This window comes from Alteromonas sp. CH_MED4-4, assembly GCF_037029575.1.
GTDB lineage: Bacteria > Pseudomonadota > Gammaproteobacteria > Enterobacterales > Alteromonadaceae > Alteromonas > Alteromonas macleodii.
Genome location: NZ_JAYMEU010000013.1, coordinates 1 through 22,457 on the forward strand (window position 1 = coordinate 1; position 22,457 = coordinate 22,457).

At 45.4% G+C, this 22,457-nt stretch carries 19 protein-coding genes; 11 read left to right on the plus strand and 8 right to left on the minus strand.

What is annotated here, in order from left to right; translation table 11 throughout:
- Nucleotides 1–383 precede the first annotated feature (383 nt).
- The 3 genes from acnB to lysC all read left to right on the plus strand — a co-directional run bounded on the left by acnB (nt 384) and on the right by lysC (nt 4,927).
- Nucleotides 384–2,996: a bifunctional aconitate hydratase 2/2-methylisocitrate dehydratase gene (gene acnB, locus WA381_RS10575; RefSeq protein WP_156085945.1), complete on the plus strand. Its 2,613-nt coding sequence runs from the start codon at nt 384–386 to the stop codon at nt 2,994–2,996.
- A 71-nt stretch (nt 2,997–3,067) separates the two neighbouring features.
- Entirely contained in the window at nt 3,068–3,517 is a 450-nt protein-coding gene (locus tag WA381_RS10580; RefSeq protein ID WP_014948302.1) for a DUF192 domain-containing protein, read from the plus strand.
- A 60-nt stretch (nt 3,518–3,577) separates the two neighbouring features.
- Nucleotides 3,578–4,927: a lysine-sensitive aspartokinase 3 gene (lysC, locus tag WA381_RS10585; RefSeq protein WP_014948303.1), complete on the plus strand. Its 1,350-nt coding sequence runs from the start codon at nt 3,578–3,580 to the stop codon at nt 4,925–4,927.
- Between the two features lie 64 nt (nt 4,928–4,991).
- On the opposite strand, the gene WA381_RS10590 is transcribed toward lysC, so the two are convergent.
- The 8 genes from WA381_RS10590 to lptD all read right to left on the minus strand — a co-directional run bounded on the left by WA381_RS10590 (nt 4,992) and on the right by lptD (nt 14,744).
- Nucleotides 4,992–5,573 (minus strand): SOUL family heme-binding protein, encoded by a 582-nt coding sequence (locus tag WA381_RS10590; protein ID WP_156085946.1) that lies wholly within the window; start codon nt 5,571–5,573, stop codon nt 4,992–4,994.
- Between the two features lie 227 nt (nt 5,574–5,800).
- Complete coding sequence (locus WA381_RS10595; protein ID WP_014948305.1) at nt 5,801–7,825, minus strand: HAMP domain-containing methyl-accepting chemotaxis protein; 2,025 nt, start codon at nt 7,823–7,825, stop codon at nt 5,801–5,803.
- Nucleotides 7,826–8,107: 282 nt separating this feature from the next.
- Nucleotides 8,108–8,935: a symmetrical bis(5'-nucleosyl)-tetraphosphatase gene (locus tag WA381_RS10600; protein ID WP_156085947.1), complete on the minus strand. Its 828-nt coding sequence runs from the start codon at nt 8,933–8,935 to the stop codon at nt 8,108–8,110.
- Nucleotides 8,936–8,942: 7 nt separating this feature from the next.
- Complete coding sequence (apaG, locus tag WA381_RS10605) at nt 8,943–9,317, minus strand: Co2+/Mg2+ efflux protein ApaG (RefSeq protein WP_014948307.1); 375 nt, start codon at nt 9,315–9,317, stop codon at nt 8,943–8,945.
- Nucleotides 9,318–9,324: 7 nt separating this feature from the next.
- On the minus strand, nt 9,325–10,152 hold the full coding sequence (gene rsmA, locus WA381_RS10610) for a 16S rRNA (adenine(1518)-N(6)/adenine(1519)-N(6))-dimethyltransferase RsmA (RefSeq protein WP_039235837.1): 828 nt from the start codon (nt 10,150–10,152) through the stop codon (nt 9,325–9,327).
- Entirely contained in the window at nt 10,149–11,135 is a 987-nt protein-coding gene (gene pdxA / locus WA381_RS10615) for a 4-hydroxythreonine-4-phosphate dehydrogenase PdxA (protein ID WP_014975694.1), read from the minus strand. The genes rsmA and pdxA overlap by 4 nt, the downstream gene beginning before the upstream one ends.
- Before the next feature lie 13 nt (nt 11,136–11,148).
- Nucleotides 11,149–12,462, minus strand: a complete 1,314-nt coding sequence (surA, locus tag WA381_RS10620; protein WP_289617973.1) for a peptidylprolyl isomerase SurA — start codon at nt 12,460–12,462, stop codon at nt 11,149–11,151.
- Between the two features lie 29 nt (nt 12,463–12,491).
- Entirely contained in the window at nt 12,492–14,744 is a 2,253-nt protein-coding gene (gene lptD, locus WA381_RS10625; RefSeq protein ID WP_014975696.1) for an LPS assembly protein LptD, read from the minus strand.
- Between the two features lie 407 nt (nt 14,745–15,151).
- On the opposite strand from lptD, the gene djlA reads away from it, so the two are divergent.
- From djlA to acpS, 8 genes are all read left to right on the plus strand, one after another.
- Complete coding sequence (djlA, locus tag WA381_RS10630; RefSeq protein ID WP_014948312.1) at nt 15,152–16,012, plus strand: co-chaperone DjlA; 861 nt, start codon at nt 15,152–15,154, stop codon at nt 16,010–16,012.
- Entirely contained in the window at nt 16,013–16,939 is a 927-nt protein-coding gene (gene xerD / locus WA381_RS10635) for a site-specific tyrosine recombinase XerD (protein ID WP_014975697.1), read from the plus strand.
- 350 nt (nt 16,940–17,289) lie between these two features.
- The gene (dsbC, locus tag WA381_RS10640; protein ID WP_014948313.1) at nt 17,290–18,012 is read left to right on the plus strand and encodes a bifunctional protein-disulfide isomerase/oxidoreductase DsbC; all 723 of its coding nucleotides are present in this window, start codon (nt 17,290–17,292) and stop codon (nt 18,010–18,012) included.
- 243 nt (nt 18,013–18,255) lie between these two features.
- Complete coding sequence (gene recJ / locus WA381_RS10645) at nt 18,256–19,977, plus strand: single-stranded-DNA-specific exonuclease RecJ (protein WP_156085949.1); 1,722 nt, start codon at nt 18,256–18,258, stop codon at nt 19,975–19,977.
- 82 nt (nt 19,978–20,059) lie between these two features.
- Nucleotides 20,060–20,341, plus strand: a complete 282-nt coding sequence (locus WA381_RS10650) for a hypothetical protein (protein ID WP_014975700.1) — start codon at nt 20,060–20,062, stop codon at nt 20,339–20,341.
- A gap of 54 nt (nt 20,342–20,395) precedes the next feature.
- Complete coding sequence (gene recO / locus WA381_RS10655; protein ID WP_156085950.1) at nt 20,396–21,109, plus strand: DNA repair protein RecO; 714 nt, start codon at nt 20,396–20,398, stop codon at nt 21,107–21,109.
- 165 nt (nt 21,110–21,274) lie between these two features.
- The gene (gene pdxJ / locus WA381_RS10660; protein ID WP_014975702.1) at nt 21,275–22,012 is read left to right on the plus strand and encodes a pyridoxine 5'-phosphate synthase; all 738 of its coding nucleotides are present in this window, start codon (nt 21,275–21,277) and stop codon (nt 22,010–22,012) included.
- A gap of 27 nt (nt 22,013–22,039) precedes the next feature.
- A complete protein-coding gene (gene acpS, locus WA381_RS10665; protein WP_156085951.1) occupies nt 22,040–22,420 on the plus strand; it encodes a holo-ACP synthase in 381 nt (126 codons plus the stop codon).
- Nucleotides 22,421–22,457 lie beyond the last annotated feature (37 nt).

Below are 22,457 nucleotides of genomic sequence, written 5' to 3' on the forward strand. Positions count from 1 at the left end.
ATACCTGCGGTAACACGCCGCGATTACGAACATTTTAACTCTCGCTGAGTGGGTAATTATCTATGCGGACTGGTATTAATCGTTTACGGTTTGCTTCAATTGAAGAAGCATCGTATACAGCTAACCCCTTGTCTTTAAGTCATAAAGCCCTATAACTTTACTACGTGTTAATTGCTAAAGTTACTTTGCTTATTTCTTTTTAATCGCTTTTGCCGTTTAAAAGTAATGGTATGAATAGCGATTATAAGTGAATTAAAAGGGCGCGAAATTTAAAAAATGAGCCCGTGAAGTTATACTATTGATGATTTATTAAACACACCTTGCGTCAAGTGCGTACAAGACCGTTTACTCCCATTGCGCAAGCTAACTTAGAGGAAGAGACTGTGTTACAAGACTATCGCAATCACGTTGAAGAACGTGCCGCTCAAAATATTCCACCTAAACCGCTTAACGCTGAACAGGTAGCTGGCCTGGTTGATTTATTAAAGAACCCGCCAGCAGGCGAAGGGGACTTTCTTTTAGAACTGCTATCAGAACGTGTACCGCCTGGGGTTGATGAGGCAGCTTACGTTAAAGCTGGGTTTTTAAGTGCAATCGCAAATGGTGAAGACAGTTGTGAGCTTATCTCTAAAGAGAAAGCCGTTGAACTGCTAGGAAATATGCACGGTGGCTACAACATTGCTACTTTAGTGGAGCTACTAGATGATAAAGCGCTTGCGCCGTTGGCAGCGAAAGAGCTGAAACATACCCTTTTAATGTTTGACGCTTATCACGATGTGGAAGAAAAGCACAAAGCGGGTAACGAGCATGCCACTGACATCATTAAATCTTGGGCTGAAGGTGAGTGGTTCACGTCGCGCAAGTTAATGGACGATAAAATCACTTACACCGTCTTTAAAGTAACAGGTGAAACTAACACTGATGATTTGTCGCCAGCCCCTGACGCATGGTCTCGCCCAGATATTCCTCTGCACGCCTTGGCAGCTTACAAAATGCCCCGCGAAGGTTTAGAGCCAGAAGAACCTGGTGTTAAAGGCCCAATGGCGCAAATAGAAGAAGTCAAAAGTAAGGGGTATCCCGTGGCTTTTGTCGGTGATGTAGTCGGAACAGGCTCGTCACGCAAGTCGGCAACTAACTCTGTGTTGTGGTTCTTTGGTGAAGACTTACCGGGTGTGCCTAATAAGCGTGGCGGCGGTGTGTGCATTGGTTCAAAAGTTGCGCCTATCTTCTTTAACACCATGGAAGATGCCGGTGCATTGGTGTTTGAAGCCGATGTGGAAAAAATGAACATGGGTGATGTGATAGACATCTATCCGTTTGAAGGCAAAATCACCAACCATGAAACCGGTGAACTTCTTGCAGAATACAGCTATAAGTCGAAGGTGATTCTGGATGAAGTGCGCGCAGGTGGGCGTATCAACCTGATTATTGGTCGTGGCCTTACCGAGAAGGCGCGTGAGACACTAGGCTTAGGCCCGACGAATTTATTCCGTACGCCTGAACAGCCAAAAGACAGTGGAGCGGGTTTCTCGCTAGCGCAGAAAATGGTGGGTAAGGCGTGCGGTGTCGACGGTATTCGCCCAGGCACCTACTGCGAACCTAAAATGACAACCGTGGGCTCGCAAGATACCACAGGGCCAATGACCCGCGATGAGCTTAAAGACCTAGCCTGCCTTGGCTTTACTGCCGATTTAACCATGCAGTCATTCTGTCACACCGCCGCTTACCCAAAGCCAGTGGATATAGAAACGCAGCACACGCTGCCTGATTTTATAATGAATCGCGGTGGCGTATCGCTTCGTCCTGGCGACGGCATTATTCACAGCTGGTTAAACCGCATGCTGCTGCCTGACACAGTAGGCACGGGTGGTGACTCGCATACTCGTTTCCCATTGGGTATTTCATTCCCTGCAGGTTCAGGCTTGGTCGCGTTCGCTGCGGCTACCGGCGTTATGCCGCTAGATATGCCCGAGTCGGTATTGGTGCGATTTAAGGGTGAAATGCAGCCGGGCATTACGCTACGCGACCTAGTACACGCCATTCCGCTGTACGCCATCAAACAAGGCCTATTAACGGTCGAGAAAAAAGGCAAGATCAACGCCTTCTCTGGCCGTATTTTAGAAATCGAAGGGCTAGAGAACTTAACCGTAGAACAGGCGTTCGAGCTTTCTGACGCATCGGCGGAGCGTTCAGCAGCCGGTTGTACTATCAACTTATCTGAAGCGTCGATTGCTGAATACCTGCGTTCAAACATTACCATGCTACGCTGGATGATTAACGAAGGTTATGGCGATCCACGTACGCTAGAGCGTCGCGCGCAGAAAATGGAAGAATGGTTAGCTAACCCAGAGTTGATGCGAGCAGACGCAGACGCTGAGTACGCTGAGGTTATCGAAATCGATCTTAACGAAATTAAAGAGCCCATTGTGTGCTGCCCTAATGATCCTGACGATGCGAAAACCTTATCTGACGTTGCAGGCGATAAGGTAGATGAAGTCTTTATTGGCTCATGTATGACAAACATTGGTCACTTCCGCGCAGCCGGTAAGTTACTTGAGCAGTACAACAAAACACTGCCCACCCGTTTATGGATGTCACCACCGACTAAGATGGACAAAGCTCAATTAATGGAAGAGGGCTATTACAACATTTATGGTCGTGTAGGTGTGCGTACGGAAATGCCGGGCTGCTCACTATGTATGGGTAACCAAGCACGGGTTGATGCGGGCACAACCGTGCTTTCAACATCTACTCGAAACTTCCCTAACCGCTTGGGCGATGGGGCGAATGTTTATTTGACCTCAGCCGAGCTTGCTGCTGTGGGTGCCATCGTTGGGCGCATCCCAACTGCTAAAGAGTACATGGAATACGCTAGTAAAATTAACGCAATGTCGGGTGAAGTATTCCGCTACTTAAACTTCGACAAAATGCCTAGCTTTAAAAAGGCTGAGGAAGAAGCAAAAGCGCGCATTATTCCAACATTGAATGTTGCTTAAAATAGTGTATAAACTACAAAGCCGGTGACCGTTAAGGTGACCGGCTTTTTTATGGCGAAAAGGAATGTCTAATGGGAAAATCTTTCTTTATTGTTGCTGCACTTGTATTAACCTTAGGGTGTGCAAAAGCGCAGGTTGACCCTGTATCGTCGCTGAATTCAGTGGACTTTGAATCCATTACACTGGAGATTGGCGGCAAGCACTATGAAGTTGAGTATGCCAAAACCTTTGAACAACGCGCACAGGGCCTTATGTTTCGCAAAGCCTTGTGTGAAGACTGCGGTATGTTTTTTAAGTTTTCTAGCCCAAAGTTTGCGGGCATGTGGATGAAAAATACCTTTGTTCCTCTAGACGTAGCATTTATCGACAGAAAAGGCGTAATAACGGATATAAAACCTCTCACTCCGCATAGTTTGGAGTCGGTCGGATCATCGAAAGAGGTACTTTACGCGTTGGAAATGAACCAAGGGTGGTTTGCCGAGAATAATATAAAAGTAGGCGACCAAATAACGATTGATTAACCGCGCAAAAGGCGCGGTTGCTGCTGGCGAAATGCTAGTTTTATTCTGGAGTTAAATATAGTGACAAATGCCTTATCGATAGCTAAGTTCGGTGGAACTAGCGTTGCGAATTACGAAGTAATGCAAAACTGCGCCCGAATTGTTGCCGGTAATGACAAAACGCGCATTGTGGTAGTGAGCGCTGCGGCAGGTGTAACCAATCACCTGGTAAGCTTAGCGCACACACCTATGACGCAACAGCAAATTGAAGAGACCTGTCAGGCCATTATCAATATTGAGCTTGCCATTCTTAACAAGTTGAAAGATAAAGACGCGGTTGAGCCAAAACTCAACGACTTGTTAGATGAAATGCGAAGCTTAGCGTTTCATGAAGAAATCCTTCACCGTGATGATTTAAAAGATCAGCTGCTTTCAATGGGTGAGCGGATGTCATCGCTGATGTTCTCTTCAGTGCTTGCAGAGCAGGGCGTAAAAACCATGAACTTCGACGTACGTAAGGTGTTACGTACGGACAGTGAGTTTGGAGAAGGTGCGCCGCAAATCGAAGAAATCGAAAAGCTGTCTAAACAATTGCTGGCACCTGAAATTAAAGACGCGATAGTGGTAACTCAAGGCTTTGTTGGAGCCGATGAGGAAGGCCGTACTACAACGCTAGGTCGTGGTGGTTCTGATTTTACGGCGGCGCTACTTGCTGAAGCGCTTGATGCCGAATCGTGTGAGATTTGGACTGATGTAACAGGGGTGTACACAACTGACCCGCGCATCACGCCAGCTGCTCATCCGTTACCTGAACTCAGCTTTGAAGAAGCGGCGGAAATGGCCACCTTTGGTGCCAAGGTACTTCACCCTGCCACTATGGAGCCTGCACTTCGCAAAGACATTAAGGTGTTTGTAGGCTCTAGTAAGGAGCCAGAAAAGGGCGGTACATGGATTGTGCGTGATTGTGAGCACGAACCACCGTATCGTGCTATTACTCGCCGTAAAGAGCAGGTAATGGTGACAGTGAAAACACCGAAGATGATGTATGCGCAAGGCTTCCTACAGCAGGTATTTGCCATCATCGCTAAGCACAAGCTAAGTGTTGATTTGGTTACCACGTCAGAAATCTCGGTATCTTTTACCCTTGATAACCCTGCAAACTCTGTGGCTCAGCGACTAAACAAAGAGACCATTGCTGAACTTGAAACTATCTGTGATGTGAAAGTAGAAAAAGGTTACGACCTTGTCACGGTTGTAGGTAACAACATGCAAACCGCTGTTGGAGTTTCTAGCAAGATTTTAGCTGCGGTTTCAGATTTCAACCTGCGTATGATTTGCTTTGGCGCTAACCCGCACAACCTATCGTTTTTGGTTAACGAGACCGACAGTGACGACGTGGTTCGCAAGCTTCACACGGCGTTATTTGAATAAGCACCTAATGTGCTGAACGACCCCAAAAAACGGTCGCCTTAAAGGCGGCTGTTTTTATTTCACATCAGTTTGCAGATGCTTTCAAAATGTCGACCTGTACAATGATTTCGTGACGTTTATTCCACGGTAGGGTAAAAGGCGAGTCGTAGCCCATATAGCTAGGTTCACCATCAAGCTCAATATTATTGTCTCTAAGGGCTTTAAGCAGTTTATTCGTATACTGCTTCTTATCGCTGTCCTTGTTGAAACCTGAATAACGAATAGCGGCTACCGTTCTCGCTGGTACAGTAACCAGCGATACATCTTTGTGCGTGGGCACAGGAGCGCTTTTAATGTCATATTTGCTGGGCAAGAAAAACATCATTGTTTCTGAAGATGAGACTTCGACAGGAGAGGTCATTGCAATTTCTTGAGAGCGCTTTCCAACTTCTACGGGGGACGTCATTGATACATTGCTACTGGATGTATTCTCACCAGAGATATAATTAAAGAGTAGCTGAAATGCTCCGTTATCTTCATTCCCACTAGACATTACGCCCAACGCTTCATTGTAATGCCTCACTTCAATATCTTCATCAAGGGTCTCGATAATGGAATAAGGAAGGGTTTCTGTATCTTTGTAATATGATGGCTCAGCCTGGATCATTGTTGACACCAATAAAGTAGTAATGAGAAGAGGCAAGCGAAAACGGGAAAATATCATTCTTTTTTAGTGGTTTGTTACGAATAGTCCTTATACGAATTAAAGCCGATTAATGCTCAGTTAAATTGTTCTTAAGTAACTATCTATGCATCCCTAAAGTGTGCCAGATTAATTGTCGGACACAAAAAAGGGGCTAAAAGCCCCTTCTTAAAACAGGTTCGTAAAAAGCGTTACACTTTAAACTGTCTGATAGACTGTTGTAACTCTTCAGCAAGTCGAGCCACTTCATGGCTAGACTCAGACGTTTGCTGTGCACCAGCTGTCGTCTCTTCAGCGATACCCACAATAGTTTCAAGCTTTTCGCTGATCTCTTGTGATACCGTATTCTGTTCACGGGCAGACTGCTCAATTTGAGAGCTCACGTCATGGGCTTTGTGAACGGCGTCAGAGATGATATCCAATGCCTGTGTAGCCTTTTCAGTTTGTGCCACACACGCCGCAGTTTGCTCTTTACCTTGATTCATCACCGATACCGCTTTTTCAGCACCCGCTTGAAGCACTTCAATCATAGCGTTGATTTCTTGTGTCGATTCTTGAGTTCGGCTGGCGAGGGTTCTTACTTCATCAGCAACAACCGCAAAGCCTCGACCTTGTTCACCAGCACGCGCTGCCTCAATAGCAGCATTCAAGGCGAGCAGGTTGGTTTGATCTGCAACACCACGGATAACGTCTAAGATGCCACCAATGCTTGCGCTGTCTTGATGAAGCTTATTGATAACGTCTGCCGCTTCTTGAACGTCACGAGATAAGATCTCAATGGTGTTCTTATTCTCTAGTGAGATTTGGCGCACGTTCTCAGCCTCAGCATCCGCATGGCGAATTTGACTTAGTGTATCTTCAGCGTTTTGCACAACCAGCTGCGATGTAGAGTGCATTTCTGTGGTTGCTGTTGCTACTTGGCCAATTTGTGATTTCTGATCCTGAATTGAATGCGTCGTTTGCGCCGTCACTGCAGACGTTTGTTCCGATGCGGCTGCCAGCTGTTCAGCACGAACGTTAATGGCTGTAATGAGCTCCTTAAGGTTTCCAATAAGCGTATTACAGTTTCGAGCTAAAAGACCAAATTCGTCTTGCGCCGAATCGTCTAGGCGGTGAGTAAGGTCACCCGATGAAGCCACCGTCAGAAGTTCATTTACACGATAAAGCGGACGTGTGATTGCGCGAACGGTCACGTAGCCAATAAATGCTGCTACTGCAATCGAGATAATAACAACCACAATAACGAACGTGTTGCCCGTCGCAATGGCACCATTAACCTGACTTTCTACATGTGACGCTTTCTTGTCTGCAAGATTGAGCAGGTTTTCTAGAGCGACAACCGCTTGCGCGATATTTGAGTCTGAAGCGTTAAGCGCTTTTTCAGCATCATTTCTGCGCTCTAGACGATCAACATGAAGCTGAACCACGCCATCGTTAGCTTTAATCGCATTGATTGCGTTGTTAACCAAGTCGTTAATATCATCAAGAGTACCAGAATCATCGCGGCCGCCCGCAGTTTGCATCATGTCGCTTAATTGCGTGACCACTTTCTCGACAACCAAATCAACTTCGTTGCCTAGCGTTTGTGAACGAACCAGTGTCTCTGTTTTAATGTACTCGTATGAAACCGTTAGCAAAGAAAGCAGCGACGTCTCAAGTTGACTGCCGATTTCTGCCGCACGTCGTAGGTTAGGGTCGCGCTGAACAGCATCTAAGTCTGAGAAGTCTAGAAGGTAGGTAGATGCATCGTCTGCGTTGTCTTCAGCGTCACCCAGTCTGTCTTGAATTGTGTTGCGTATATCAAGATACATTTGGTGATTTTTGTACATCGCTTCAACATTGGTGATATATGCTTCATATGACTCACGTACAGTATTCAGCGTGCTCTTTAGTTCAGGCTCGTTATTAACGGCCTGCGCCAGTTTCTTATATTCACTCTCAAAGGTGTCTTTGGCAGAGTTAAAAGACGCTCGTTTGTCTTTTAAGCCATTTAGATCTTCTTCGATGTAGCTCTCGAAGGTAAGTCGGCCCATATTGAGAAAGCTGGCTTTAAGTGCATTGCTGCCTGCTACTGTGGGTAATGCAACGTCATTTACTTCTTCCGTTGCTGAGCCTATTGAGTTGAGGTTATAAAGTGAAACAACACTAATGACGATCAGAAGTGCGCTAATCGCTACAAATCCCCCGATTACGCGTGTGGCTACCGTTATTTTCATCGGAACTCCTGGATGAGTGTTTTTTATTTTTATCCCTAACGATATTACCCGTCTCAGCAAACAAAATATAGCGATTAAAGAAGCTAGTTTGCTTAATTACTGAGTAGATAATGAGACATTATCGTTACTATCGTAAGTAAGTGTATCGGCTACAATAACTTAATGTTTATTTTATTTAGCACTTAAGTGTAGAAAGTTTAACTGGTAATACCAGTTGGTGCTTAAAATTATACACGTAAATATGTGAGAATTGGATAATTGCGGAGCCAGTAAACTCTGGTTTTAGGCAGAAACACTCACAAGCGAAGCGGAGTTCAGGTTTAGCAAAGTCATGCTTTGCCCCCAAACATAGCCTGTATCTAAGCCGATAAATTGATGACTGTTCGTTTGGCCCGACAGAGCTGCCCAATGCCCAAATACCACTCGTTGATCGTCACCGAGCTTTTTATTCTCTACTTCAAACCATGGTTTTAACGTGCTACTAGTGCTGTGGGATACTGCGCTGGGATGAGATTTGTTATCAAAATCGAGTGTGCCATCGGTATGAACAAAACGCATGCGCGTACACGCATTCACAATAAAACGCAGTCGCTCATCACCCTTAAGTTTATCTGACCAGTTGTTGGGTTTATTACCATACATTTCTGAAAGAAAAGCAGCGTAATTGTCGGATTTTAGGATGTTGCTAACTTCGTCACTAAGTGAAACGCACTCATCGATAGACCATTTAGGATAGAGTCCAGCATGCACCATTACTGATTGCTCATCTAACTTCATTGCCAACGGGAACTGACGCAACCAGTCAATAAGTTCGGCCAAGTCTGAAGCATTAAGTAGAGGCTCTAATTTGTCGGATTTTTTTGCTTTGCGGATGCCGTTTACAACGGCAAGTAAGTGAAGGTCGTGGTTTCCTAAAACACTGCTAAACTGGCTGCCGAGAGACTTTAAAAAGCGCAATGTGCTCAAAGAATCTTCTCCTCGAGCAACTAAATCACCTACTGCGAGTAGCGTATCGTTTTCTTCGTCGAATTTTACTTTATCTAACGCGCGACGAAGACCATCGTAACAGCCTTGTATATCACCAATGACGTACGTGTTACCTTGCGACATAGAAACCTTAATGAAGAATACTTGGAATGGCTAATCGGAAAACGTCGATAGGAACGCGAAAACGCTCGCCGCTCTCTAATTCCATTACATAGTAGCCTTCCATATTCCCAACCGGTGTGTCAATGACAGCGCCACTGGTATAGTCAAAATGCTCGCCCGCTTTCATGATAGGTTGCTTGCCTACAACCCCATCACCTTCAACTTCTGATGTCTTGCCATTTGCATCGGTAATTTTCCAGTAGCGACTGAGTAATTGCACCGTATGGTCGCTATTGTTCTCAATCGTAATGTGGTACGCGAAGGCAAATTGCTTTGAATCTGACGGAAGGTGGTCGGGAAGGTGACGGGTTTTCACCCGCACCTTAATATCAAGTACATCCATAGAGAACTTACTGCTCTTGTTGGTGCTCTTTTGCCGACACAGCGTTTGCTATTGTGGCAAAATCGTTAAGTGATAATACTTCTGCGCGAGAGGTAGGATCGATACCTAGCTCACGGATCTCCTCTTCACTTAAACTGTCTTTCAGCGAGTTGCGAATGGTTTTTCGGCGCTGGTTGAACGCTTGTGCACAGACGCGCTCAAGCGTATTTACAGACTCAACGTCTACTGGCGGAGCCTGATGCGGCACTAGCTTCACTACTGCAGAATCAACCTTCGGGGGTGGCTTAAAGGCACCCGGCGGAACATTGAGTACCGGAATGACGTGGCAGTAATACTGCGCCATAACGGAAAGCCTGCCGTAATTCTTAGAACCTGGTCCTGCTGCCAAGCGGTTTACCACTTCTTTTTGAAGCATAAAATGCATATCTTCTATGCAGTGAGCATGATCAAAAAGGTGAAACATTAGTGGTGTCGAAATGTTGTAGGGCAAGTTACCAAATACGCGAAGCTTTTTGTCTTTGACTGGCATTTCTTTGCACAAAGCACCGAAATCCATTGTCATCGCATCTTGTTCAATAACCGTTAGCTTATTGCCGTTAAATGGATGGTGTCTCAATCGCTTAGCAAGATCTCTGTCTAGCTCAATGACTGTGAGTGCATCTACTTCTTCACAAACAGGATCTGTTAATGCGCCTAAACCGGGTCCAATTTCTACCAGGTTTTGTTCATTTTTTGGCGCGATGGCCGCAACAATCTTGCCTATCACGTAATCATCGTGAAGGAAGTTTTGTCCGAATCGCTTTCTGGCCGTATGGCCTAAGTGTGTTTTACTCATTGTTGATGATGTGCAAGCTCGATGGCTTTTTCCAATGCTTTTCTGAAACTACCGGCGTCGGCTTCACCTGTTCCTGCTAAGTCTAATGCAGTACCGTGATCTACCGATGTACGAACGAAAGGTAACCCTAGCGTGATATTCACTGAAGCCCCAAAACCCTTATATTTTAGCACGGGTAAGCCTTGGTCGTGATACATAGCCAGCACTACGTCAGCATTTTCCAGATATTTGGGTTGAAATATGGTGTCTGCAGGTAGAGGGCCTGTGATCTTTAAGCCTTCTTCTCTTAGTTCGTTAAGCGCCGGAATGATGGTATGAATTTCTTCAGTGCCAATGTGACCATCTTCACCCGCGTGAGGGTTCAAGCCACACACATAAATGTGAGGTTCTTTAACGCCAAACTTCAATTTAAGGTCGGTGTTGATGATATGAATGACCTTATGAAGACGCTCTCGGGTGATAGCTTTCGCTACATACTCAAGGGGAATATGCGTGGTGGCAAGCGCTACATTAAGACCTTCAGTTGCCAGAAGCATAACCACATCAATGGTATTGGACTGATACGCAAAAAACTCAGTATGACCGCTGAATGATACCCCTGCTTTGTTGATAATGCCTTTGTGTACGGGGCCGGTAACGACGGCGTCGAAGTCGCCATCCATATTTGCCTGACACGCCTGGCGCAGAGTTTCTACTACGTATAACCCGTTTTCGCTATCAAGTTCGCCTGGCGTAACGTCAACGGATTTATCTATTTGCTTTATAAACAACGAACCCGCATCTTGAATTTGCGGGTTAGTGGCATCGTAATCGATTAGCGTTAATGGCAGCCCCAAGGCGCTTGCTCGTGCTTTGAGCATTTCGCCATCGGCAAACACGACAAGCTGCGCTTGCCATGCTTCCTGGGCCAGTTTTATGATCAAATCTGGCCCGATACCTGCCGGTTCTCCCGGCGTTATTGCTATTTTAATTGGTGTACTCATGAATAACTTATTGTTACGAGTCGACAACTTCTACGTAAGCGGCATCACGCATCTCACGTAACCAGTTCTCGGTTTCCTCTGAAAATTTACGGTTGAAGATAAGCTGGTAAGCTTTATCTTCTTTGCGCTTATCGGTAGCGTCATCAATACGACGTTCAATAAGCTGAATTAAATGCCAGCCGTGCACGGTACGAACAGGTTCACTAAATTCTCCAGGCTCAAGCTGTGCAAGTGCGTCTTTAAACTCAGGCACGTAATTATTTGGATCCGACCAGCCAAGCTCGCCACCGCGAAGGGCTGAACCAGGATCTTCTGAATGCTCTTTAGCTAGCTCTGCAAAATCAGCTTCACCATTTTTCACCTCTTCCTTGAAGCGGTTTAGCATGGCTTTAGCTTTGTCTTCGCTAAGAATGATTGACGGCTTAACAAGAATGTGGCGAGAGTTTACTTCTTCCACCGTGACTTTCTCAATACCGCGCGTATCTAATACTTTTAGGATATGAAAGCCTGCACCGCTTCGAATAGGACCAACAAGAGCATCTTTGTCTTTGTTTTGAATAGCTTCAGCAAAAAGCGTCGGCATGGCGTTAATGTTAAGCCAGCCCATGTCACCGCCTTCGAGCGCTTCGTTACCTGATGATGACGCAATGGCGATTTTAGCAAAATCAGAGCCTGACTCTAATAGTGAAATGACTTTGTCTGCACGCTCACGTGCCGATTGAATATCATCATCTGTAGGCTCTGGCGGGAAACCAATAAGAATGTGACCTAAGCGATATTCAGCTTGAGTAGCGCCCTGCTGTTCCATCAGGTCAATCAAGGTTTCAATTTCTTGAGGTGTAATATAAACACGGCGACGTACGTTAGCACGACGAACTTCACCCATGATAACTTCTTCGCGAATGTCTTCGCGGTAATCATCGTATGCAATACCTTCTGCCGCTAATTGGGCACGAAGTTCTTCAATCGTTGCATTTTGATTCGCTGCAATGTTGCTAATGGTCTGCTCTAGCTGTGGGTCGCTAATGCGAATACCCATACGCTCTGCCATTTGAAGCTGGAGGCTCTTAGTGATTAAACGCTCAATGGCCTGTGTACGAAGCGCACGATCTGACGGTAGCTGTTGATTATTAGCTTCTGCGTTGCGTTTAACGTCTTGTATTAGCGCATCGATTTCACTTTCAAGTATTACGCCTTGGTCAACAATTACAGCCACGCGGTCAAGCATGACCTCTTGCGCAACACTGTTAAACGAGAGTAGGGCACCTAACATCAATGCACGGATAATGAACTTCATACACACTCTTTTATTATTGGTTGATTGCATTTAAGCGCTGTAAAGCGCTCAACTGCGGGTTAATTTAAACTATAAGGCTGACGATAGCCAAACATACCGTCTTGAAGCATGCTTCTTTGGGTACCAGATGACCCGATGCCTTTGAAAATAAATTGTAGCGATATTCCAGAATCAAAATCGTCTGTTGTCTGCTCGCCGCTAGCATTGTAACGGTTGTTCAGGCTGCGCTGTGCAACTAATCGCACCGCCCAACAGCATGATTCATACTGGATACCTGCATAGGTTTCTACACTTCTATTGCGTTCAAGATCTCGGTAAGTACGGCCAACCCACTGCCAATTTTCAGATATAGGCCAGCTTGCCGAAATACCAATTTGATCTATGGTTTCACCACTGAGATCGCGAACATAGCGATGACTTAATTGAATAAAGCGCGAATCATCTTTGCGGTATTCAATACCCACACTGCTTAAGTCAACTTTGTCTGTGTCAGTGGTCACTTGCACATCAGAATGGAAGAACCAGTTTTTATTAAAGCGCCAATCCACTTCAGCGGCAAGCGCTGAACGATCTTGATTCTTGGTTGCCGCAATGACTTTGTTATCTTCAAGGTAGAATATCTGACCCACACTAAGAACAAATTGTTCCCGATTGTTTTTATCCAACATGCGTGTAGTCGCGCCAAGGGTGATTTGGTTGTTATCGCTTATTCTATCAAGGCCAGTAAATTCCTGACCTCTAAACAATCCTTCAACGTCGGTTAACAGCGGCGTTGAGTCATAGAATCCAATCGCAGTTTGGTCTTCATACGATGTATAAAGATATTGAATCTTTGGCTCTAAAGTCATCGACATATCGTCGCTGAACCACGATTTATCCCTTTCAAAATATAATGCGCCATAAAGGCGAGCTTGTCCTAATGTGCGTTCAACATCTTCTTTTAAGTCAGTTCCTTCAACATTGTCTTGTTGATAAACCGTTTGAAAAAGCGTGGTTTCTGCGACAAGTTCACCCCATGCTGCGCGAAGCGGCACCGCTAAAGTAGGTGCAACGTGAAAACGAGTAGCCGTTGGAGCGGTATCGAGAGTATTGTCAAAGTGTGCGACTTCTGAGTCTAGGTTGAACTCTAGATATTCACCTAACGCTTTGTTGTAGTTGATTTTGATCTCAGGTACGGCGCGATAGCTATCTGCAGTATTACCCAGTACTTCAAAATCTTTTATCTGCATATTTACGGATAGATTTTGCGAGTAGTAACTTAATCCAACGCTACGATATAGGTGGGTGTCAGCGCGACTGTAATAATCTGAACCAAGGTCAACTAAATAGTTGTCGTCACTTAATCCGTTGAAATCAACGTTTAGTAACCAGTTGTCAGCTATAAGCCCTTGATGCTCCAAGCGATAAAAATATCGGTCAGGGTTCCCACTAATATCTGAGTCGCTCGGCAAGTACTCCACGTACGCTTTGCCTTGGCTACGCTCCGTTAGATAACGGAACTCAGTATTCAACTGAAGACCGCGAAGGGTCATCAATCGCGGTGAGATGGTCATGTCATAGTTGGGGGCAATGTTCCAGTAAAAAGGCTGCGTATAGTCGACGCCCGTTCTGCTTGAACTGGTTAACTCTGGAAACAATAAGCCCGTTTGGCGCTCGTTGCTAACAGGGAACGCAAAATACGGTAAATAAAACACTGGAACATCGGCAATGTAGAAGCGTGTGTGTTTGGCTTGGCCCCATACGGTCCCTTTTTCCAAACTAATTTCACTGGCGCGTATTAGCCAGTCTTCATCGCCTTCAGGACACGTAGTGAAGCTAACTTCTTTGAGCACAATTCCCGTGTCTGTATCTAATACAATATCTTTTGCGGCTCCCTGACCCACAAAACCCGTCAGCTGATAGCGGGTATTTTGCATTTCTAAGCGCTCTTCTTCAGAGCGAAGGGTCACGGCATCACTTTCTACTTTTAACTGCGAGTCTTGATACGTTACGTCGCCTTTCGCAATAAGGTCTCTGCCACTTCCGTTAATTTGTGCTTGAGATGCACTAATTACCGCAGTATCTGACGTGATATCAACATTACCAGAAAACAGCGCTACGGTATCTTGGATAATTTCAGTACGGTTAGCTTCAACTTTAACGTGGCCTTTGGGCATTAATGCCTGGCTACTGAAAGTAACAGGTTCGACTGAGCAGAATGCAAGAGGGGCTGCATCTGACGTTGGTTTAGAATTTGAAGCTGTCGTTTCCTGTGCAAACGCGACTGTAGGCAAAAGAGTCGCGGAAACAAGCATGGCGCAGGTGTTTTTCATGCGTTAATGGGCGGCCTGTTTTGTTGTATGTTGCTTTTAAACCCAAGTAAGACGACGTCCGTCTCGGTTAGTTCGACATAACGTTTAAAAAAACAGTGATAATGCACATTACTTCTTGGCAAAGAGTTAATGTAGCTTTCACTCGCTATTACTATTTATATAAGCGCTCAATTCTAAGCACTTCTGTCGTAATTACCAACCATTCAGACAAAAAAATGCACTTTTATATGCACAACACATCAAAGACGGAGGCAATTAGTGGCAGTAAGCTTGATTTCAAGCTGCACAAGCCCTAGTTAATTAACTTATGTATTTGATATGATGATTGGTATAACGCGCTCTGCACGGCGTGATTTCACTACAGTAACATCAACTTTCTAAACAGTGCACCAACGGAGTATGACGCGATGTCAATTTGGGGAAAAATCCTCGGCGCCTTGTTCGGCTTTATGTTTCTTAAAATACCTGGGGCGATCTTAGGGCTGTTAGTCGGGCACTTTTTTGATAAAGCCTATCGCCAAGACTTCAATCAGCTAGGTGGCTTTGGGCGCTTTTTTACCGATCAGGACAATCTGAAGCAGCAAGCTATTTTCTTTCATAGTTTGTTTAGTGCGTTAGGCCATCTTGCTAAGTCTGACGGCAAAGTAACGGACAGAGAAATTCAAATCGCCACAGCATTAATGGACGAGATGCGTTTAACTGGGGATGCCCGTCGTGAAGCTCAGGATGCATTTAGAGAAGGCAAAGCACGAGACTTTCCTTTAGTCGATACGTTGAAAGGTTTTTACGACGCCAGCCACGGTAGACGGGATATTCTTCAAGTATTCTTAGAGATTCTTATTCAAGCCGCTTTCGCCGACGGTCAGCTTTCACAGGAAGAATACAACGTACTTGAAAAAGTAGCGAAGCCACTAGGCTTTAGGCGTCGTGATTTAGATTATCTAATTTCAATGTATGAAGCTGAAATACGCTTTAGGCAGCGGTCTAACTCTGGCTCAGGACAACGCACTCATTCAGGTCAACGTCAGCACAGCCAATCAGCCTATTCAGAACAGCAAAGTTTAGATGATGCCTATCACATATTAGGTGTGGCGGCATCTGACGATGAAAAGACAATAAAGCGTGCTTACAGGAAGCGCATGTCTGAGCATCACCCCGATAAGCTGGTGTCTAAAGGGCTACCTGAACAGGCAATGGAAATTGCGAAAAAGAAAGCGCAAGATATTCAATCAGCCTACGAGCTGATTAAGCAAAAGCGTGGCTTTTAGATGGCAAAAACTCAACGTGAGTTAACTTATGTGCCGGCAGCTAGTCAGGCGCATATCGATGGTTTTATCGAGATGCTTTGGCTTGAGAAAGGACTGTCTGATCATACTCAGCAAAGCTATCGCACCGACCTTACTAAGCTTGCTATCTTCAGCAACAATCAAGGCGTAAAAGATATCGCTGTGCTGACCACTGAGCAGCTTCAGGATTATTTAGCCTATCGACACGACAAGGGGCTGTCCACACGCAGCACCCAGCGTGCGCTTAGCGCTATCCGGGCGTTTTTCGTATTCCTAATTAGTAAGCAGGTTCGCGTTGATAGCCCAGTTTCCGCGCTGTCTAATCCGAAAACACCCAAAGCTTTGCCTTCTTCACTCAGTGAGCAACAAGTTGAAGATTTGCTAAATGCCCCCCTTACCGACGACCCTATTGAATGTCGGGACAAGAGCATGCTTGAAGTGCTTTACGCGACCGGCCTTCGTGTAAGTGAGCTTATTGGGTTAACAATGGATCAAATAAGCCTTCAGCAAGGCGTAGTTAGGGTTGTGGGTAAAGGGAATAAAGAGCGCTTAGTGCCCCTTGGTGAAGATGCAATAGAATGGCTGCTGACCTATATTAAAACAGCAAGACCGATACTCGCCAGTAAAGCTTCTGATGTGGTATTTCTAAGCAAGCGTGGACAGAAAATGACGCGTCAAACATTTTGGCATCGCATTAAATACTATGCGGTGAAAGCGGGAATTGAGCAGCACCTTTCTCCTCACACGTTGCGTCATGCCTTTGCGACACACCTTTTGAATCACGGTGCTGATTTACGCGTTGTACAAATGCTATTGGGGCACAGCGATTTGTCAACGACTCAAATATACACCCATGTAGCAACAGAGCGACTTCAAACTTTAATCCACAGTCATCACCCACGTGGCTAAATATTCAAATAAAGAATGCTATAAATTGGGGGCTGTATACGACGAGGCTCAGTGACGACGTATATAAAATAAAAAGGTCTATGGTAGGATACGAGCCATGTAAAACGTTTAGAAAGTACATTTTCCGTTAGTGCTTTAACGCGACTGAGTTTAAATGTTGACGTTAAATGTACTGAGGTTAAAAGAAAATTAGCGTTTAAAGTGCAATTTTTTGCTAAGTTTTACGGTCTGAACGTTATGAATGTAAAAATTTTTAGCAATTGCTTTAAATGGAAAGATACCGATTCAAGCAATTGTATGTTAAGCCAGTAAGTACAAGCGAACTTAAATGGCAAAATGGAGAGTATTTAGTGAAAGCAGTAAAGAAAGTATTGTTAGCCAGTGTAGTTGCGGCAGGTTCTCTATTAGGGCTTAGTGCGCAAGCGGCTGATGAAGCGGCTATCCGTGATAAATTAACCTCAATGCTAGGGTTAGATGTAGAAACTATTGCTGACTCTCCAGTATCAGGGCTGGTTCAGGTATCAACAAACCGCGGTTTATTTTACGTAAGTGAAAACGGGCAGTATCTGCTTCAGGCTCGTGTTTTTAACATTGATGAAGAGATGCGTAACGAAACAGAGCTGGCACTTTCTGGGCTGCGCAAAGAAGGCGTAAAAGAGATGGAATCATCGTCTATTACGTTTAAGGCCAAAAACGAAAAGCATGAAATAAGCGTATTTACTGATATTACGTGTGGCTATTGCCGTAAATTTCACAACGAGATTGATGAACTCAACGATGCGGGCATCACCGTACACTACCTTGCGTTTCCACGTTCTGGGTTAAACAGTGAAAACTACAACGATATGGTGTCGGTGTGGTGTGCGAAAGACCCGCAAAAAGCGTTAACTAAAGCTAAAGCGGGTAACGACGTAGCTAGCGCAAGCTGTAAAAATAAAGTGGCAGAGCAGTACATGTTGGGTCAAAAATTAGGCGTGAATGGCACGCCAAATATCGTACTGCCAGACGGTTCATTGATTCCTGGTTATCAGCCAGCTGCGTTGCTTGCTAAAGCATTGGAGGAAGCTGAATAGCCATTCAGTCCTTAACCTTAAATATGATAAAAACGCACGCTTTGTGCGTTTTTTTGTTTTCTGCGGTATGATTCGTCCTCATATTTTCTAGCGTTTTTTCGTACAGTTTTGCTTTGCAGTTCACTCGGGCGTTTACTTGGAATCTGCACTAATTATCAAGTGTCCCGACTCCAGTCTTTTTATTTAAAGCCTATTTGAACTGGCATCGACAACTGCATTTACAGTATTGGTTAGTGGTATTTCATGATTTTGCCTATTGTTCGCCGTGAGGTTACCGGCGCCTCGCTTAGTTCCGACTTACATCCTGTTATCGATAGAATTTATCGCGGTCGTAATATTGCGAATTTAGATGACTTGGAGAATGGTCTAAAAGGGCTAACACACTTCAATGTCTTGAAGGGGATGCCGCAGGCCGCGCAAATTCTCGCCAATGCTGTTGTGCAAAATAAACGTATTATTATTGTGGGCGATTTTGATGCCGACGGAGCAACCAGTACATCGGTATGTATATTGGCGCTTCGAGCCATGGGCTATCAAAACGTTGATTTTCTTGTACCTAATCGTTTTGACTTTGGTTACGGACTTAGCGTGCCTATCGTGGATGAAGCTGCCAAACAGAGGGCAGAGGTTATTGTCACAGTGGACAATGGCATTTCCTGTATTGACGGTGTAACCCATGCAAAGTCGTTGGGAATGCAGGTTGTTGTTACCGATCACCATTTGCCAGGCGATGTTCTACCTCCTGCTGATGCGATAGTAAATCCTAACCAACCTGGCTGTGAATTCCCTTCTAAAAATTTGGCTGGGGTTGGCGTTGCCTTTTACATCATGCTAGCACTTAAAGCCGAGTTACAGCAGCAAGGGCATTTTGAAAGAGCGGGGTTAGCGCCACCAAACCTAGCGTCGCTACTTGATATTGTTGCGGTTGGCACCGTGGCCGATGTGGTGGTACTGGATAAAAATAACCGAATTTTAGTTCATCAAGGCCTTCAGCGCATTCGGGCGGGTAAGTGTCGACCTGGCATCAAAGCCTTGGTTGAAGTGGCAAACCGAGATTGCGCTCACTTAACCTCAACTGATTTAGGCTTCGTGGTTGGGCCAAGGCTTAATGCCGCGGGTCGATTAGACGACATGTCTCAAGGTATTGCGTGCTTATTAGAAGATGAAACCATTCAAGCGCGAATGATCGCTGCGGAACTCGATGCGCTTAATAAAGAACGCCGTGAAATTGAGACCGGCATGAAAGCACAAGCGGAAATCGTACTAGAGCAAATGGCGCTGGATGAAGGCGATATGCCAAGCGCACTGGTGGTTTATCGCGAAGACTTTCACCAAGGGGTTATTGGTATTGTGGCAGGGCGTTTGAAAGAGAAGTATCTTAAGCCTGTTATCGCTTTTGCCCATCAAGACGACGAGATCATTAAAGGTTCGGCACGCTCAATTCCTGGCGTGCACATTCGCGATGTACTTGATGAAGTTAATACGCGCTATCCTGGCGTTATCGAAAAATTTGGCGGGCATGCCATGGCCGCTGGATTAAGCTTGCCCGTAGCTAAGCTTCAAGACTTCGAGCAGGCTTTTGTTGATATTGCGCGAGCGCACATGGCAAAGCTTGATGGAAATCATGCTTTACTTTCCGACGGTGACTTGTCATCGAAAGAGCTGTGTTTACCCTTTGCGCATTTACTGCGTCAAGCAGGTCCGTTTGGACAGGGCTTTGAATCACCACTATTCGATGGTGAATTTGCATTACTTGACCAGCGCTTAGTTGGCCAAAAGCACCTAAAAATGGTGTTAAAAAGTGACGGTGCTAACGAGGTCGATGCTATTGCGTTTAACGTGGATTTAAAATCATGGCCGAATGCCATGGTCAAACGCGTGCATATTGCCTATCGGCTCGATATCAACGTATTTCGCGGTCAGGAAACCGTGCAACTTATTGTCGAGCAAATAGAAGCGCGTTAGCAGGAGCGAGTTCACACGCAGACGGATGGCCAGTAAGCCTAACGAGCAATAAGCGTAAAGTTGTGGAAAAAAAGGGGCAAAGGTGAAAAGCGAAAGACAAAAGCTGGTGGATAAGCATAGTCAGCTGAATCAAACCGACAATGCAAAAGTGATTTCCCACGTTCAGCGAGAAGAGAAAGACAGCGACTGGATTCGCCACACCATTATGCTAGAAGGTATTGATGTCCCTTTTATCTATCGGCGTAAACAGCAATACCAAAGCTTAAAAGGCGCGCGAGTGAACGTCACCTACTATCGCCACGTTGAAGAGGTGGCTGGCATTGAGTTTGAAACCATGAAAGTGGTACGAATTAAGCGCAGCTGATATTAACGTTGCCACAGGCACCACTTCACAACAATTAACACACAGTGAGCAACAATGAATAATGAATGGTTAAATGCCTATGTACTGCATAGACGCCCTTACAGGGAGGCCAGCTATATTGTTGACTTTTTTACCCTAGAAGAAGGGCGTGTTAGTGCGGTAGCGAAAGGGGTGAAGAATAGTAAATCTGACAAGAAAAGCCTGCTTCAACCTTTTCAGCATCTTCGTTTACAGTTAAGCGGAAAGTCAGAGTTAAAAAACTTACGTCACGTTGAAAGCGTTTCGCCTTCCATCAACCTTGTGGGCACGGCGTTATTTTGCGCAATGTACGTTAACGAGCTAACTAATCGCGTTATGCCAGCAGGACTTGCCAGCGATGGCGTTCACAACGCTTATGAAAATGCGCTGCTGTCCCTTCGTGATAATAGCGATATAGAAGTGACCTTGCGACAGTTCGAATTTGCACTGCTTGACGAAATGGGGCTACTGCCCGACTTTACTACTGACGTAGAATACGAAATGCCCATAGAAGAAACAGGCAGCTATAACTTTCAGATAGATGCGGGCTTTGTGCCTATTCCCGAAGATATGGCTGGTCCCCGCGGTATGCGAGGCTTTCCTGGACGAGCGCTGCTTAGTTTGTCACAGGGGGAATTTACGCCGCTTAGTAAAAAAGTGGCTAAGGTGCTTTGCCGGGACTTGCTGAAGCCGCTAATTGGTGACAAGCCACTCAAAAGCCGCGAGCTTTTTATGCACAAACCGCGGTAATAGCATTAAATTATTTTCTCTTAACTCAAACGCTTAATAAGCACGTTCTACAAAAAAATTTGCTACAATTGCGACTTTCCTTAAAAGGGTATTTTTACCCTTAAAGCAACGTATTAAACAGGAAGAGCAGGCCTCTTCTATCGCTCTTACAGGTTAGGTGGTGAAATGAGCACGATTTTATTAGGCGTTAACATCGACCATATTGCAACGCTGCGCAATGCGCGCGGTACGCATTACCCAGATCCAGTGCACGCAGCGGATATTGCCGAGCGTGCAGGTGCAGACGGCATCACGGTTCATTTACGTGAAGACCGCCGTCACATTAAGGACCGCGATGTACGCATTTTAGCGCAAACCATTAATACCCGACTTAATTTGGAAATGGCGGTAACCGATGAAATGCTGGCAATTGCCGAAGAAGTGAAGCCTGTTTTTTGTTGCTTAGTACCAGAAAAGCGCGAAGAGCTGACTACCGAAGGTGGTCTTGATGTGGCAGGGAATTTTGAAAACATCAAAGCGGCGTGCGAGCGACTCGCTAATGCGAACATTTTGGTGTCGTTATTTATTGATGCAGACAAAGCGCAAATTGACGCGGCCGCAGCATGTAACGCTCCTTACATCGAGATTCACACCGGACAATACGCAGAAGCTACCAGCGAAGAAGAACAGCATAAAGAGCTAGCGCGTTTAGTTGAAGGTATCGAGTACGCCGATAGCTTAGGGCTTAAAGTGAATGCAGGTCACGGCTTGCACTATCACAATGTTAAGCCTATTGCGGCTATCCCTCAGTTAATCGAACTTAATATTGGCCACGCTATCATTGCTCGCGCCGCGTTTGATGGCCTTCATACGGCTGTAGCTGATATGCGTAAACTTATGCTAGAAGCACGAGCGGGCATTTAACCTTAGATTCAAAAGGGTGTAGATAACGTGGCGATTGCAGGGCTAGGTACTGACATTGTAGAGATAGCGCGACTTGGTAAAGGTGACGGTGCTAATGAACGCTTAGCCAAGCGAGTACTTACGCCTGCCGAGTGGCAGCAGTTCAGCGAGCACGGTACGCCGGTTCGCTTCTTAGCCAAACGTTTTGCCGCCAAGGAAGCGGCAGTGAAAGCCCTTGGTACAGGAATTGGAAACGGGATCAGCTGGCAGCATATAGAAGTGCGCAATAACCATTTAGGTGCGCCAGAGCTTCATTTTTCTGGCGAGTTTGCTGCAATGTGCAAAAACCGAGGTATCACGCGAAGCGTGGTCAGTATTTCAGATGAGCAGCATTATGCTGTCGCCACCGTTATACTAGAAACTGAATAGAGCAACTGCCCCTAACCCACGTAGGCGACTTCTATTT